The organism is Leminorella grimontii ATCC 33999 = DSM 5078, from assembly GCF_000439085.1.
In the GTDB taxonomy this organism is placed as follows: Bacteria; Pseudomonadota; Gammaproteobacteria; order Enterobacterales; family Enterobacteriaceae; genus Leminorella; species Leminorella grimontii.
The window spans coordinates 1-14,153 of sequence record NZ_AUUA01000002.1 but is presented as its reverse complement, the minus strand read 5'-3'; the positions used below and the strand labels follow the sequence as shown (position 1 = coordinate 14,153).

General features: G+C 53.8%; 16 protein-coding genes. 13 read left to right on the top strand and 3 right to left on the bottom strand.

The window, feature by feature from the left end; all coding sequences use genetic code 11:
- Positions 1-108: 108 nt before the first annotated feature.
- On the bottom strand, positions 109-2,034 hold the full coding sequence (locus G544_RS0104485) for an ABC transporter ATP-binding protein (protein ID WP_027273480.1): 1,926 nt from the start codon (positions 2,032-2,034) through the stop codon (positions 109-111).
- A gap of 205 nt (positions 2,035-2,239) precedes the next feature.
- A complete protein-coding gene (locus G544_RS22575; RefSeq protein ID WP_261798559.1) occupies positions 2,240-2,371 on the bottom strand; it encodes a hypothetical protein in 132 nt (43 codons plus the stop codon).
- Here G544_RS22575 and kefG point away from each other — a divergent pair.
- The 3 genes from kefG (at position 2,355) to slyD (ending at position 5,509) form a co-directional block, all read left to right on the top strand.
- Positions 2,355-2,909, top strand: coding sequence for a glutathione-regulated potassium-efflux system ancillary protein KefG (kefG, locus tag G544_RS0104480; RefSeq protein ID WP_027273479.1), 555 nt, complete (start codon positions 2,355-2,357; stop codon positions 2,907-2,909). The genes G544_RS22575 and kefG overlap by 17 nt on opposite strands.
- Positions 2,910-4,748 carry a glutathione-regulated potassium-efflux system protein KefB gene (kefB, locus tag G544_RS19920; protein WP_051155570.1) on the top strand — a complete coding sequence of 613 codons (1,839 nt, stop codon included), beginning with the start codon at positions 2,910-2,912 and terminating at the stop codon, positions 4,746-4,748.
- A 149-nt stretch (positions 4,749-4,897) separates the two neighbouring features.
- On the top strand, positions 4,898-5,509 hold the full coding sequence (slyD, locus tag G544_RS0104470) for a peptidylprolyl isomerase (RefSeq protein ID WP_027273478.1): 612 nt from the start codon (positions 4,898-4,900) through the stop codon (positions 5,507-5,509).
- Positions 5,510-5,580: 71 nt separating this feature from the next.
- Here slyD and G544_RS0104465 read toward each other — a convergent pair whose 3' ends face one another.
- The gene (locus tag G544_RS0104465; protein WP_027273477.1) at positions 5,581-5,805 is read right to left on the bottom strand and encodes a SlyX family protein; all 225 of its coding nucleotides are present in this window, start codon (positions 5,803-5,805) and stop codon (positions 5,581-5,583) included.
- A gap of 159 nt (positions 5,806-5,964) precedes the next feature.
- On the opposite strand from G544_RS0104465, the gene G544_RS0104460 reads away from it, so the two are divergent.
- The 10 genes from G544_RS0104460 to tuf form a co-directional block, all read left to right on the top strand.
- Positions 5,965-7,011 carry an FKBP-type peptidyl-prolyl cis-trans isomerase gene (locus G544_RS0104460; protein ID WP_027273476.1) on the top strand — a complete coding sequence of 349 codons (1,047 nt, stop codon included), beginning with the start codon at positions 5,965-5,967 and terminating at the stop codon, positions 7,009-7,011.
- A 212-nt stretch (positions 7,012-7,223) separates the two neighbouring features.
- Entirely contained in the window at positions 7,224-8,018 is a 795-nt protein-coding gene (gene fkpA, locus G544_RS0104455; RefSeq protein WP_027273475.1) for an FKBP-type peptidyl-prolyl cis-trans isomerase, read from the top strand.
- 200 nt (positions 8,019-8,218) lie between these two features.
- Positions 8,219-8,932: a helix-turn-helix transcriptional regulator gene (locus G544_RS0104450; RefSeq protein WP_027273474.1), complete on the top strand. Its 714-nt coding sequence runs from the start codon at positions 8,219-8,221 to the stop codon at positions 8,930-8,932.
- Positions 8,929-9,321, top strand: a complete 393-nt coding sequence (gene tusD, locus G544_RS0104445; RefSeq protein WP_027273473.1) for a sulfurtransferase complex subunit TusD — start codon at positions 8,929-8,931, stop codon at positions 9,319-9,321. The genes G544_RS0104450 and tusD overlap by 4 nt, the downstream gene beginning before the upstream one ends.
- Positions 9,322-9,330: 9 nt before the next feature.
- Positions 9,331-9,690: a sulfurtransferase complex subunit TusC gene (gene tusC / locus G544_RS0104440; RefSeq protein WP_027273472.1), complete on the top strand. Its 360-nt coding sequence runs from the start codon at positions 9,331-9,333 to the stop codon at positions 9,688-9,690.
- 10 nt (positions 9,691-9,700) lie between these two features.
- Complete coding sequence (gene tusB / locus G544_RS0104435) at positions 9,701-9,988, top strand: sulfurtransferase complex subunit TusB (protein ID WP_027273471.1); 288 nt, start codon at positions 9,701-9,703, stop codon at positions 9,986-9,988.
- Positions 9,989-10,154: 166 nt separating this feature from the next.
- The gene (gene rpsL, locus G544_RS0104430) at positions 10,155-10,529 is read left to right on the top strand and encodes a 30S ribosomal protein S12 (protein WP_027273470.1); all 375 of its coding nucleotides are present in this window, start codon (positions 10,155-10,157) and stop codon (positions 10,527-10,529) included.
- 96 nt (positions 10,530-10,625) lie between these two features.
- Positions 10,626-11,096 carry a 30S ribosomal protein S7 gene (gene rpsG, locus G544_RS0104425; RefSeq protein WP_027273469.1) on the top strand — a complete coding sequence of 157 codons (471 nt, stop codon included), beginning with the start codon at positions 10,626-10,628 and terminating at the stop codon, positions 11,094-11,096.
- Positions 11,097-11,189: 93 nt separating this feature from the next.
- A complete protein-coding gene (gene fusA, locus G544_RS0104420; protein ID WP_027273468.1) occupies positions 11,190-13,298 on the top strand; it encodes an elongation factor G in 2,109 nt (702 codons plus the stop codon).
- A gap of 67 nt (positions 13,299-13,365) precedes the next feature.
- A partial coding sequence (gene tuf / locus G544_RS0104415; protein ID WP_027273467.1) for an elongation factor Tu occupies positions 13,366-14,153 on the top strand: 788 nt, incomplete at its 3' end.

Here is a 14,153-nt window from a genome sequence, read left to right as displayed (position 1 = left end):
TGCGGGAATGGAATGATGCAACGCCTTTTGATTGCGAGGCATGTCGAGATTTTATAAGGGATGGGGAATACAGGAACGCGCCAGGCCGCGCGCTCCCATTTATTTTTACTATTCGCTTTCCTGATTAAAAAGCGTCGTCATTTCTTCCAGGCGCTCCTGCTGTTCCAGCCAGTTCATTTCATGTTCCTCCTGAGCGGATTTTAGCGAAACCTGCTGTTGTAGCAGCTTAGTTAGCTCAGCCTTTTTCTCGGGCTCATAGATAGCGCTGTCGGACAGCGCCTGCTCTACTTCTCCCAGCGCCTTGCTCACTTTTTCCAGCTCTTTATCGAGCTTTTCAATCGCTTTTCTGACGGGCAGCGTTTGGGCGCGAAATTCGGCTTCGCGGCGCTTTTGATCTTTACGCGACTGGGCGCTGTTGCCGTTCTGCTCTGACGGCTCGCCGCCCTGCGGCTGGAGATCCTGCTTTTGCAGCTCGGAAAGCCAGCGCTGGTAGTCGTCCAGATCGCCGTCAAACTGCTCAACGCGGGCGTCGTGCACCAAATAAAGCTCGTCGGTGGTGGAGCGCAGCAGATGCCTGTCGTGGGAAACGACGACCAGCGCACCGTCGAAGTCAATCAGCGCCTCGGTCAGCGCTTGGCGCATGTCCAGATCGAGGTGGTTGGTCGGCTCATCGAGCAGCAGCAGGTTAGGGCGCTGCCAGACGATCAGCGCCAGCACCAGACGCGCCTTTTCGCCGCCGGAGAAGCGTTCGGTTTTTTCGGTCACCTTGTCGCCATGAAAGCCAAAGCCGCCCAAATAGTCGCGCAGCGTCTGTTCATACTCTTGAGGCGCCAGTCGGCTTAAGTGCCACAGGGGCGATTCGTCCGAACGCAGGGTTTCGAGCTGGTGCTGCGCAAAGTAGCCAAGCTGGATGCCTTTTGCCAGGCTGATGTCTCCGCGCTGCGGCGTCAGGGCGCCCGCCAGCAGCTTGATAAGCGTTGACTTGCCCGCGCCGTTTCGCCCGAGCAGGCCGATGCGAGAGCCGGGCACCAGGTTCAGCTTAATTGACGCAAGAACGGTTTTGTCACCGTAGCCGGCGCTGACGTTTTCCATGCGCAGCAGCGGGTTGGGCAGGCTTTCCGGCGTGCGAAAGCTAAAATGAAACGGATTATCGACGTGGGCCGGGGCTATCAGCTCCATGCGTTCCAGCATTTTTATCCGGCTCTGGGCCTGCCTCGCCTTGGTGGCTTTAGCCTTGAACCGATCGATATAGCTTTTGAGGTGTGCGACCTTTTCCTGCTGGCTTTGGTACATCGCCTGCTGCTGAGCCAACCGGGTAGCTCGCTGGCGCTCAAAGGAGGAGTAGTTGCCGGTGTATTCAAACAGCTGCTGCTGTTCGATATGCAAAATCTTGTCGACAATCGGATCGAGGAAATCCCTGTCATGCGAGATCAAAATCAGCGTGCCCTCATAGCTCTTTAGCCACTTTTCCAGCCAGATGACCGCATCGAGATCCAGGTGGTTGGTGGGTTCGTCGAGCAGCAGCAGGTCGGAGCGACATAGAAGCGCCTGCGCGAGGTTCAGGCGCATACGCCAGCCGCCGGAAAAGGCGCTGACGGGGTGCTGTAGCTGTTCCTGAGTGAAACCGAGGCCGTGCAGCAGGCTGGCGGCGCGGGACTGAATCGTCCAGGCCGAGATGGCGTCAAGCTGGCCGTGCAGCAGTGCGATGCGGTGGCCGTCGTTCTTCTCGTTCGCCTCGGCTAATTCTCTCTCCAAACGACGATATTCCCTGTCGCCGTCTATCACGTAGTCGAGCGCGGCGGTTTCCAGCGCGGGGGTTTCCTGATTGACCCAGGCCATCGACCAGTTTGTCGGCAGCGTTACGCTGCCGCCGTCGGCGGAAAGCTCACCCTTAAGCAATGAGAGCAGCGTAGACTTTCCACAGCCGTTTTTACCGACCAGTCCTACTTTCTGTCCTGGGTTAATCGTAGCGCTGGCGTTATCAAGCAGGACGTTGACGCCGCGGCGAATCTGTAGTGAAGAGAATAAAATCATAGCGATGGCTTTAGTTTTTTATCATAACCCGTTAAAGACGAGGCGCTTCGTCATCGGCGTGCTAAAAGGTGAAGTTGGACATGATTTTTGACGCTGTCATTCAAAAATTCGTTGTTTAACCCGGCAGGTCCGGCAGATATCATGACGTCCGGCTGGGCGTTTAGCCTTTTATCAAGCTACTCTAATTACATGACTAATTGCGTTATCAGCCCGACGCAGCGGCCGGCCAAGTATGCCTGTCGGCTTTCTGGAACGCCAGCGCTTCCTGCCGGGTATGGTAACGAAAATCCTTTGCGATGACGATTGCCCAGGGAGGTAAAATGTCGAATTTACCCACTACGCTTATCCTGTTTGCGCACCCCGAGCCGAGGAGCTCGGTCGCTAACCGTGCGCTGCTGAGGATCGCCAAAACCTTGGACAACGTGACGTTTCGCGATCTCTATGCCCACTATCCGGATTTTTTTATTAACGTGCAGCGTGAGCAGCAGTTGCTGCGAACGCATGACGTCATTGTGTTTCAGTTCCCTATTCACACCTACAGCTGCCCCGCGCTGATGAAAGAGTGGATAGACCGGGTGCTGAACCTACAGTTTGCCGGCAGCATCGGCGCAAATGAGCTTTCCGGCAAGCGGTTTCGACTGGTGGTAACGGCCGGCGCGGCGGAGAACAGCTACCGTTCGGATGGTTTGGTCGGCTTTTCTCTGCATGAGATCCTGCTGCCGTTTCGCATCATGGCGAAGGCCTGCGGCATGGAGTGGGTTGAGCCGATGATAGTCTACCGCGCCCGGCGTCAGGAGGAGAGCGAGCTTCAGCAGTTAGCCCTACAGTATGCTGAATGGTTGAGCCAGCCCGTTACGGAAAGGAGCGATGCGTAAATGGAAACGTCACCACAGCTTATCGCTGCCCTCATTTTTCTCGCCGTGGCCGTTTTGGCCGTTCCCGTCGCTCGTCGAATCGGCATTGGCGCCGTGCTCGGCTATTTGATCGCAGGGATTGCCATCGGCCCCTGGGGATTTCGGTTGATTAACGACGTCGATGAGATTTTGCACTTCTCTGAAATGGGCGTCGTTCTGCTGCTGTTCGTTATCGGGTTAGAGCTGAATCCCGCCAAGCTGTGGAAGATGAGAAAGCCCATTTTCGGCCTGGGAACGGCGCAGGTCTTAGTGACGACGGCGGTGATTTGCGCCCTGCTGCATTTTGCCGGCTTCGGCATTCCCGCCGCCGTTATCGGCGCGCTGGGGCTGTCGATGTCGTCTACGGCGATGGCGCTACAGCTAATGAAGGAAAAGGGGATGCGCGGCGACGGCGGTCAGTCCGGTTTTGCCGTACTGCTGTTTCAAGATATGGCCGTCGTGCCGGCGTTGGCGCTGGTGCCGATCCTGGCCGGAACGGGGAACGCCGACGCGGGCTGGATGGCGGTCTTAAGCAAAGTTTTGGGGCTGGTCGTCCTGGTTGTCGCCGGTCGCTATCTGCTGCGGCCGCTGTTTCGCTACGTGGCCTCTTCCGGCGTAAGAGAAGTGTTTACCGCGATGGCGCTGCTGGTGGTGCTGGGGGCGGCGGTGCTAATGCAGGCGATCGGCTTTTCTATGGCGCTGGGCACCTTTTTGGCCGGCGTGCTGCTGGCTGAAAGCGAATATCAGCACGAACTGGAGGCGGCGATTGAGCCGTTTAAGGGGCTGCTGCTTGGGCTATTCTTTATCTCCGTCGGCATGGTGCTTAACCTGGGCGTGCTTTATGTCCATCTGCTGCAGGTGTTTCTCTGGGTTTGCGCATTGGTGGCAATAAAAGGCGCCGTTCTGTTTGGGCTGGCCTGCTTTTTCCGCATCAATCCTTCGGAACGGCTGCAGTTTTCTGCCGTACTGAGCCAGGGGGGAGAGTTTGCGTTTGTTCTGTTCGCCGCCGCCAAGGCGCAGAATATTTTCAACGCAGAGCAGATCGCGCTGCTGCTGGTGGTGGTCACCGTATCCATGATGACAACGCCGCTGTTGATGCAGCTGGTGGACCGGATTTTGACCCGCCGTTATAACCGAACCGAAAGCGAGAAGGCGGAATCGGACGTTGAGGACGATGAGCCGCAGGTCATCGTGGTGGGATTTGGGCGCTTTGGTCAGGTTGTCGGTCGCCTTCTGATGGCCAATGAAATCCGCCTGACGGTGCTTGAACGCGACATTAGTCAGGTGAGCATTCTGCGGCGCAACGGCTATAAGGTCTACTACGGCGACGCCACCGAACTGGATCTGCTGCGAGCCGCTGGCGCGGAAAAGGCAAAAGCTATCGTTATCGCCAGCGACTTTCCGGATGAAACGATGGCGGTCGTGCACCTCTGTCAGCAACACTTTCCCAACCTGTCCATTCTGGCCCGAGCCCGTGGGCGAGTCGAAGCGCATGAGCTTCTGAGCGCGGGCGTGGAACTGTTTTCCCGAGAAACGTTTAACAGCGCGCTGGATCTTGGCCGTAAGGCGCTTATTGATTTAGGGATGCACCCTCATCAGGCCTATCGGGCGCAGCAGTATTTTAAGCGGCTGGATGAGAACATGCTGCGCGAGCTGATGCCCCTTCGGCAGGGGGACGTGAAGGAGGTATCGCGTCCCGTAGAGGCGCGGCGCGAACTGGAAAATCTGTTTCAGCGTGAAATGCAGCATGACAGCAAGCTGTCCGAAGGTTGGGATTTTGAAGACGACGTGCAGGAGTCTCGTAGCGACACGCTGGATTGAGGCGAGGCGCCTCGTATTCTTTTAATCAAAAGTCGACATCGTAGCGTTCGGTAATATAAAGTTGCTTAAATTTTTATCTCAATATGTACAGGACGCCGTTGATTTCAGCTACAATCAGCGGAATTTGAGTATCAACGGTAGGAGAAATCATGAAAGTAGCAAAAGACCTAGTGGTCAGCCTGGCCTATCAGGTTCGTACAGAAGACGGTGTGTTGGTTGATGAGTCTCCGGTGAGCGCACCGTTGGATTATCTGCATGGACATGGTTCTCTGATCGCCGGTTTGGAAAAGGCGCTGGAAAGTCACAACGTAGGCGATCGTTTTGACGTGTTTGTTTCCGCAAACGAAGCTTACGGCGACTACGACGAAGCGCTGGTTCAGCGCGTGCCGAAGGACGTCTTTATGGGCGTTGACGAGCTGCAGGTAGGGATGCGCTTTCTGGCGGACACCGATCAGGGTCCAGTGCCGGTAGAGATTACCGAAGTAGAAGACGATCACGTCGTGGTTGACGGCAACCACATGCTGGCAGGCCAAAACCTGAACTTCAACGTTGAAGTCGTCGCCATTCGCGAAGCTACGGCTGAAGAGCTGGAGCACGGCCACGTTCACGGCGCGCACGGCCATGAAGAAGGCGGCTGCTGCGGCGGTCATGGTGAAGGCGGTTGCTGCGGCGGCGGTGGTCATGACCACGATCACGACCACGGCGAAGGCGGCTGCGGCGGTCATGGAAAAGGCCACGGCGGTTGCGGCTGTAGCCACTAATCAGTTTGAATAGCAAAATGGCAGCTTTATAACGGCTGCCATTTTTTTAGCTTATTGCGCCGAATTTGGCGCTAATAATGCGGCGGCGGAGTTTCTTCCGCTTGCGAAGCGATCATGGAGGGCGCAGAGGCCTTCAGCTTGTCGCTAAGCAGTTTAAGCTGTTCCTGTAGTTTTAGGATTTCACGCTGTTGCAAAACGAGCGCCTGGTTGAGATCGTCGATAGTCGCTTCCTGAAATGCCTGCTTGCTTTCGAGCAGTTCAAGGCGTTCTAAGAGGTCGTTGTCTATCGTTTGCATATTATCTCCGGTGGATCGCAGTAGTTTAGAACAAAACGAATAACGCGATCGCCGCGTAGGGTCGTTCGTATTTTGCAAGAGTTTACTTATCATTCGCGCGAAGAAGAAGCGGAAGGTAGGGTAAGTTTTATTTCATTATGAAATACAAGGGATCGACACATGGCTTTTTTAAATAAAAAGGGAAGCGCGTTGGGCGCGCTTTTGCTGATAGCGCCGTCTTTCTACGCATTGGCCGAAGAGGCTCAGGCCCCGGCGAATGCCGCGGCATCATCTCCTGCTGAAGTACAGCAGGCGCCGGAAAGCGACGCGGTAGCCGTTCCGGAAGCGGAAAAGCCGACACAGGCCGCTCCGACTGCGGACGATAAGGCTGAAAGCTCCGCTCCGGCGCAGGCTGTAGGAAAAGACGGTAGTTTGCAAGAAGAAAGCGCTAAAGAAGAGAGCGTGAAAAAGGAAGCGCCGCCGGTGAATGCGCCAGCGGCGGGCGATGCTGATAAAACCGCCTCCGCTGATGATGCCAAGGCAAGCACTGAAGTAAAAACCTCGCCTCTTCCCGCGATTACGTTTTCGTTAAACAGCGAAGAGCAGCGTCGCGCCTACGCCAGCGGCGTAACGCTTGCCCGCTATCTGCAGGAAAATATGGCGCACCAGCGCAAGCTGCACATTACTTTAGACCCGAACATCGTTCTGGCGGGGATCGTGGATACGTTCGGCAACGATATCAAGATGGATGATAACGCGGTTCGCCAGACAATGGCGGTGTTTGACGAACAGGTTAACGTGCTGAACAAGGCTAAAGCCGAGCAGGAGGCCGTGCGCGAGCGTGAAATGGGACAGGCCTTCTGGAGCGATTTCGAACGGCAGGACGGGGTTAAGAAAAGCCGTTCTGGCCTGCTGTACCGTATCGATAAGAAGAGCAGCGGCGCAGCGATTAGCGACAGCGACATTGTGGAAGTCGAGCTGACGGGAACGTTGGTTAACGGCACCGTGTTTGAAAAAACGGTGAATCCTATTCGATTAAAAGTGTCTGACGTGATACCGGCGCTGCGCAGCGCCATTAAGCTGGCTGGCCGCGGCGGTGAAGCTCGGGTGGTTATCCCGCCTGAACAGGGATATGGCGCCAAGGGAGCTCAGCCGGGGATCCCTCCTTACGCGACGCTGATTTTTGATATCAAAGTATTACAGGTTACTTCGGGTAAAGGTAAATAGTCAGGAGAGAGGGGCGGCGCTGCGTTTTGAGCACAAGCGCCTTTCTGTTTGAATGCGTATGCGATGGTCTGTGCCGATATTTTGAATAAATTGACGTATACCATTGAATAAGAGCATATTTAGGTTTTCTTTGACGATGTTCAGACGTAAGCTATAGGGCAGCTGTCTTTCTCATATTATGGCTTTACGCGTTTCCAGCACTGGAGAATAAAATGAAATCATTATTTAAAGTAACTCTGTTGACGGCTTCCATGGCTTTAGCCGCAGGGGCAATGGCCAATGAAGCGCCCGCCAAACCGGCGGCACCGGCTGCGGCAGCGTCAACGGCGAAGTTTGAAAGTGAAGACAGCAAAGCGGCCTACGCTTTAGGCGCGTCTTTAGGTTCCTACATGGCCAGCTCTCTGAAAGATCAGGATAAGCTGGGCGTTGAGCTCGATCGCGCGCAGATTCAACTCGGTTTTAAAGACGCTTTTGACGGTAAGAGCAAGCTGTCCGAATCTGATATCGAGCAGGTTCTGCAGGCGTTTGAAGGCCGCGTGAAGGAAAAAGCGCACGCCAAAATGAAGGCTGAGGCAAAGGCAAACGAAGACAAGGGCGCAGTCTATCGCGATAAGTATGCGAAAGAAGCGGGCGTGAAGAAAACCCAGTCCGGCCTGCTGTATAAAGTTGAGAAGGCGGGCAGCGGTGAAGCGCTGAAAGACAGTGATACCGTTGTGGTTAACTATAAGGGTACGCTGACTGACGGTACCGAGTTTGATAACTCTTATACCCGCGGCCAGCCGGCAACGTTCCAACTGGGCAACGTTATCCCAGGCTGGACCGAAGGCCTGAAGTACATTAAGAAGGGCGGCAAGATGACGATGGTTATCCCACCCGCGCTGGCCTATGGCGAGAATATGGTTCCCGGCATCCCGGTGAATTCTACGCTGGTGTTTGAAGTTGAGCTGCTGGACGTGAATCCGGTTGCCGCTGAGCCTGCCGCCGGCGCTGATAAAGCCGCCAAATAAGCTTCGCTGTAATAAAAAAACCGCATGAGAAATCCTGCGGTTTTTTCGTTAATTGAATTCTTACATTTTTTGTTAGACTAGGCCGCATCGATTAATAGAATTACGTCTCCAGGTTTTTCAGTCTGAGGACGAGTGTGGCGACGGCGTACACCTGGGCGTTAATTTATAAAGACGCCGTCTAAACGTATCGGAGAAGAGTAATGCCAAATTCGCAACTGTCCGGCGAATATGATGCGCTGGACGAAAAACCTTTTACCCCCGAAGACCACGATATTCTACGTTCTTATGAGTCTGTAGTTGACGGTTTGGCGATGCTGATTGGGCCCCACTGCGAGATAGTCTTACATTCTTTGGAGGATCTGAAATGTTCGGCTGTCCGTATTGCGAATGGAGAACATACCGGACGTAAAATTGGCTCGCCTATCACCGATATGGCGTTGAGAATGCTGCACGCGATGTCTCATGACGACACCAGCGTGTCCAAGGCCTACTTTACTCGCGCGAAAAGCGGCTCGTTGATGAAGTCGCTGACGATAGGGATCCGCAATAAAGACCGTCGGGTTATAGGGCTGCTGTGTATTAACATGAATCTGGACGTGCCTTTTTCCCAGATTATGCAAACCTTTATTCCTCCGCAGACGCAGGAAGTTCACTCAAACGTCAATTTTGCCTCTTCCGTCGACGATCTGGTTGCACAAACGCTGGAGCACAGCATTGAAGAGGTTAACGCCGATCGCGGTGTGTCTAACAATGCCAAAAACCGCCAGATCGTTTTGAACCTCTATGAAAAAGGCATTTTTGATATTAAAGACTCTATTAATCAGGTTGCCGACCGTTTGAATATTTCTAAACATACGGTTTATCTCTATATTCGCCAGTTCAAAAACGGCGATTTTTCCGGGGGAGAGCGGTGAGCCTACGTTATGCGCTGCTGGTCACCGGGCCGGCCTACGGCAGCCAGCAGGCGACCAGCGCATGGCAGTTCGCCAATGCTCTGATAAAGAAGGGCCACCGCCTTGAGAGCGTCTTTTTTTATCAAGAAGGCGTGCATAACGCCAACCGGCTGGTTTCTCCCGCCAGCGATGAGTTTGACCTTGTAAGGGCGTGGCGCGCGCTCTCCTTGCAGCACGGCGTTGCGCTGAACGTCTGCGTTGCCGCAGCGCTTCGGCGTGGGGTTATGGATGAGCAGGAAGCCGAAAGGCAAAGCCAAACGGCGGACAATCTTCAGCCGGGCTTTACGCTTAGCGGGCTGGGTGAGCTGGCGCAGGCTATGCTGACCGCCGATCGCATTATTCAGTTTTGAGCAGAGCCCATGAAAAAAATTGCGTTTGTATTTACTCAGGTTCCTCACGGCAGCGCTTCCGGTCGTGAAGGGCTGGACGCGGTTCTGGCAACGTCGGCGCTAACGGAAGATATCGGCCTGTTCTTTCTCTCTGACGGCGTGCTGCAACTTTTGCCGGAACAGAAGCCGGAGCTTATTTATTCTCGCAACTATATTGCTACCTTCGGCGTGCTGGCGCTTTATGACATCAACCGCCTGTACGTATGTAAAGCGTCGCTGGCGGAGCGCGGGATCGGTGTCGATGAAAAACTGTTATTGGACGCCGAGCGGCTGTCGGGTGATGAAATGGCCGAAAGGCTGGCCGACTACGACGTAGTATTAACTTTCTGAGGTTTTTTTCGTGCTGCATACGCTTTCCCACTCTTTTAGCCACGTTGATGCCGAAGCCCTGCTGCGCACCGTTAGCAGCGGCGATGCGCTGCTCTTTATTCAGGACGGCGTGGCTGGCGCGCTCGTAAAATCACCCAGTCTTGAGGCGATAATAGAAAAGGGCGTTGTTGTTTACGCGCTGCGTGAAGATCTGGAAGCCAGAGGGCTCCTTTCCCGAGTTGTTGGAGGGGTTATCGTTGTTGACTTCGCGGGGTTTGTTGATTTAAGCGTTTCCCATCGTTCGCAAATGGCGTGGTAGAGCGTTGGCCATGCGCGTCAATTATTCCTTTCATCTGCTCTGATAGCTGTATATTTCTTGACACATCCCGTCATCAGCCATAAAATTTTGCGTCCCTCAGTGTACCTTTGTGCTCTGGGGGGATTTATTACGTGTCTACGAAAGTAAAAAACCAGGAGCTTTTTTAATGGCAACAATTAATCAGCTGGTACGCAAGCCGCGCGCTATGAAGGTTGCAAAGAGCAACGTTCCCGCGCTGGAAGCATGCCCGCAAAAACGTGGCGTATGTACTCGCGTATATACCACCACTCCGAAAAAACCAAACTCTGCATTGCGTAAAGTTTGTCGTGTACGTTTAACCAACGGTTTTGAAGTTTCTTCATACATCGGTGGTGAAGGGCACAACCTTCAGGAGCACTCCGTGATCCTGATCCGCGGCGGTCGTGTTAAGGACCTGCCGGGTGTGCGTTACCATACCGTTCGCGGTGCGCTGGACTGCTCAGGCGTTAAAGACCGTAAGCAGGCCCGCTCCAAGTACGGCGTGAAGAAGCCAAAGGCTTAATGGTTACCCGTTAAGTAAGGCCAAACATTTTTAACTTAATGTCAAAATAAACTCATCGAGTTTTGGACAATCCTGAATCAATAACGGAGTATTCCCATGCCACGTCGTCGTGTTATAGGTCAGCGTAAAATTCTGCCGGACCCGAAGTTCGGATCGGATCTGCTGGCTAAATTTGTAAATATCTTAATGGTAGACGGTAAGAAATCTACCGCAGAAGCTATCGTTTATAATGCTCTTGAGACGCTGGCTCAGCGCTCAGGTAAAAGTGAACTTGAAGCTTTTGAAATTGCCCTGGACAACGTAAGACCAACTGTAGAAGTTAAGTCTCGTCGTGTTGGTGGTTCTACTTATCAGGTACCGGTTGAAGTTCGCCCGGTTCGCCGTAACGCGCTTGCCATGCGCTGGATTGTAGATGCTGCCCGTAAACGCGGTGATAAATCCATGGCTTTACGCTTGGCGAATGAACTGTCTGACGCTGCGGAAAACAAAGGTACCGCAGTTAAGAAGCGTGAAGACGTTCACCGCATGGCTGAAGCCAACAAGGCGTTCGCTCACTATCGCTGGTAATTTTTCCCGATAGTCATGCTAATCATCATGCGGGCGCTTTTTACGTGACCCGCATGGGTTATCTGAAGAACGACCTAGTAATCGAGGAATAAAATGGCTCGTACAACCCCTATTGAGCGTTACCGTAATATCGGTATCAGTGCTCACATTGACGCCGGTAAAACAACGACTACAGAGCGTATTCTGTTTTACACCGGTGTAAACCATAAGATCGGTGAAGTTCACGACGGCGCTGCGACGATGGACTGGATGGAACAGGAGCAGGAGCGTGGTATCACCATCACCTCAGCTGCGACTACCGCATTCTGGTCCGGTATGGCTAAGCAGTTTGAAGCGCACCGCGTCAACATCATCGACACCCCGGGGCACGTTGACTTCACCATCGAAGTAGAGCGCTCTATGCGCGTGCTTGACGGCGCTGTCATGGTTTATTGTGCCGTCGGCGGCGTTCAGCCTCAGTCTGAAACCGTTTGGCGTCAGGCTAACAAATATAAAGTTCCACGCATCGCGTTCGTTAACAAAATGGACCGCATGGGTGCTAACTTCCTGCGCGTAGTTGAGCAGTTGAAAACTCGTCTGGCTGCTAACGCAGTGCCAATTCAGCTGCCTATCGGCGCTGAAGACAACTTTACCGGCGTTGTTGACCTGATCAAAATGAAGGCCATCAACTGGAATGACGCCGATCAGGGCGTAACCTTCGAATACGAAGATGTTCCTGCCGGAATGCAGGCGCTTGCCGAAGAATGGCGTCAAAATCTGGTCGAGTCTGCGGCTGAGGCATCAGAAGACCTGATGGACAAGTATTTGGGCGGCGAAGAGCTGACTGAAGAAGAGATCAAGAAAGCGCTGCGTCAACGCGTTTTGAACAATGAAATCATTCTGGTTACCTGTGGTTCTGCGTTCAAAAACAAAGGCGTTCAGGCGATGCTGGATGCGGTTATCGAATACCTGCCGGCGCCGACTGACGTTCCTGCTATCAACGGCGTTCAAACCGACGGTGAAACGCACGACGAACGTCATCCTAGCGATGACGAGCCGTTTGCTGCGCTGGCGTTTAAAATCGCGACAGACCCGTTCGTGGGCAACCTGACGTTCTTCCGCGTTTATTCCGGCGTGGTTAACTCAGGCGATACCGTTCTGAACGCAGTGAAGGACAAGAGAGAACGCTTTGGCCGTATCGTTCAGATGCACGCCAACAAGCGTGAAGAAATTAAAGAAGTTCGCGCCGGCGACATCGCCGCAGCGATCGGTCTGAAAGACGTAACTACGGGTGACACCCTGTGTGACCAAGCTAAACCGATTATCCTGGAACGCATGGAGTTCCCTGAGCCGGTTATCGCTGTAGCCGTTGAGCCGAAAACCAAGGTCGACCAGGAAAAAATGGGCATCGCTCTGGGCCGTCTGGCTCAGGAAGACCCGTCTTTCCGCGTTCAAACTGACGAAGAGTCAGGCCAGACCATCATTTCCGGTATGGGCGAGCTTCACCTGGACATCATCGTCGACCGTATGCGTCGCGAGTTCAACGTAGAAGCTAACGTCGGTAAGCCTCAGGTTGCCTATCGTGAAACTATCCGCCAGACGGTGACGGATGTTCAAGGTAAGCACGCCAAGCAGTCAGGTGGTCGCGGTCAGTACGGTGATGTCGTTATCGACATGTCTCCGCTGGAACCAGGCGGCGTGGGTTACGAATTTGTCAACGACATCAAGGGCGGCGTCATTCCTGGCGAATTTATCCCTGCCGTTGACAAAGGCATTCGGGAACAGCTTAAGTCTGGTCCGTTAGCTGGCTATCCGGTAGTTGATATCAAGGTGCGTCTGCACTATGGTTCTTACCATGACGTCGACTCTTCTGAACTGGCGTTTAAACTGGCCGCGTCAATTGCCTTTAAAGAAGGCTTTATGAAGGCGAAGCCGGTTCTGCTTGAGCCTATCATGAAGGTTGAAGTTGAGACTCCGGAAGACTACATGGGTGATGTTATCGGTGACCTGAACCGTCGCCGCGGCATGATCGATGGTATGGAAGATACCGCAACCGGTAAAACCGTTCGCGCACAGGTTCCACTGTCCGAAATGTTTGGTTATGCTACCGACCTGCGTTCACAAACTCAGGGTCGCGCTTCATACTCCATGGAGTTCCTGAAGTACAGCGAAGCACCGAATAACGTTGCTACCGCAATTATCGAATCTCGCAAGGCTAAGTAAGCCTTAACGAGTATTAAATGTATATTCCGCCCCCTTTTTAAAGGGGGCAGTGTAAAGGAAGAAAATCGTGTCTAAAGAAAAATTTGAACGTACAAAACCGCACGTTAACGTCGGTACTATCGGCCACGTTGACCATGGTAAAACTACGCTGACGGCTGCAATCACCACCGTTCTGGCTAAGACCTACGGCGGTAACGCTCGCGCATTCGACCAAATCGACAACGCGCCGGAAGAAAAGGCTCGCGGTATCACCATCAACACTTCTCACGTTGAATACGACACCCCGACTCGCCACTACGCGCACGTTGACTGCCCGGGGCACGCCGACTACGTTAAGAACATGATCACCGGCGCCGCTCAGATGGACGGTGCAATCCTGGTAGTAGCAGCGACTGACGGCCCGATGCCTCAGACTCGCGAGCACATCCTGCTGGGTCGTCAGGTAGGCGTTCCGTACATCATCGTATTCCTGAACAAGTGCGATATGGTTGATGACGAAGAGCTGCTGGAGCTGGTTGAGATGGAAGTTCGCGAACTGCTGTCTCAGTACGACTTCCCGGGCGACGACACGCCGGTAGTCCGCGGTTCAGCGCTGAAAGCGCTGGAAGGCGAAGCCGAGTGGGAAGCGAAAATCATCGAGCTGGCAGGCCATCTGGATACTTATATCCCAGAACCTGAGCGTGCGATTGACAAGCCGTTCCTGCTGCCGATCGAAGACGTATTCTCTATCTCCGGCCGTGGTACCGTTGTTACCGGTCGTGTAGAGCGCGGCATCATCAAAGTCGGTGAAGAAGTGGAAATCGTCGGTATCAAAGATACCACCAAGACCACCTGTACCGGCGTTGAAATGTTCCG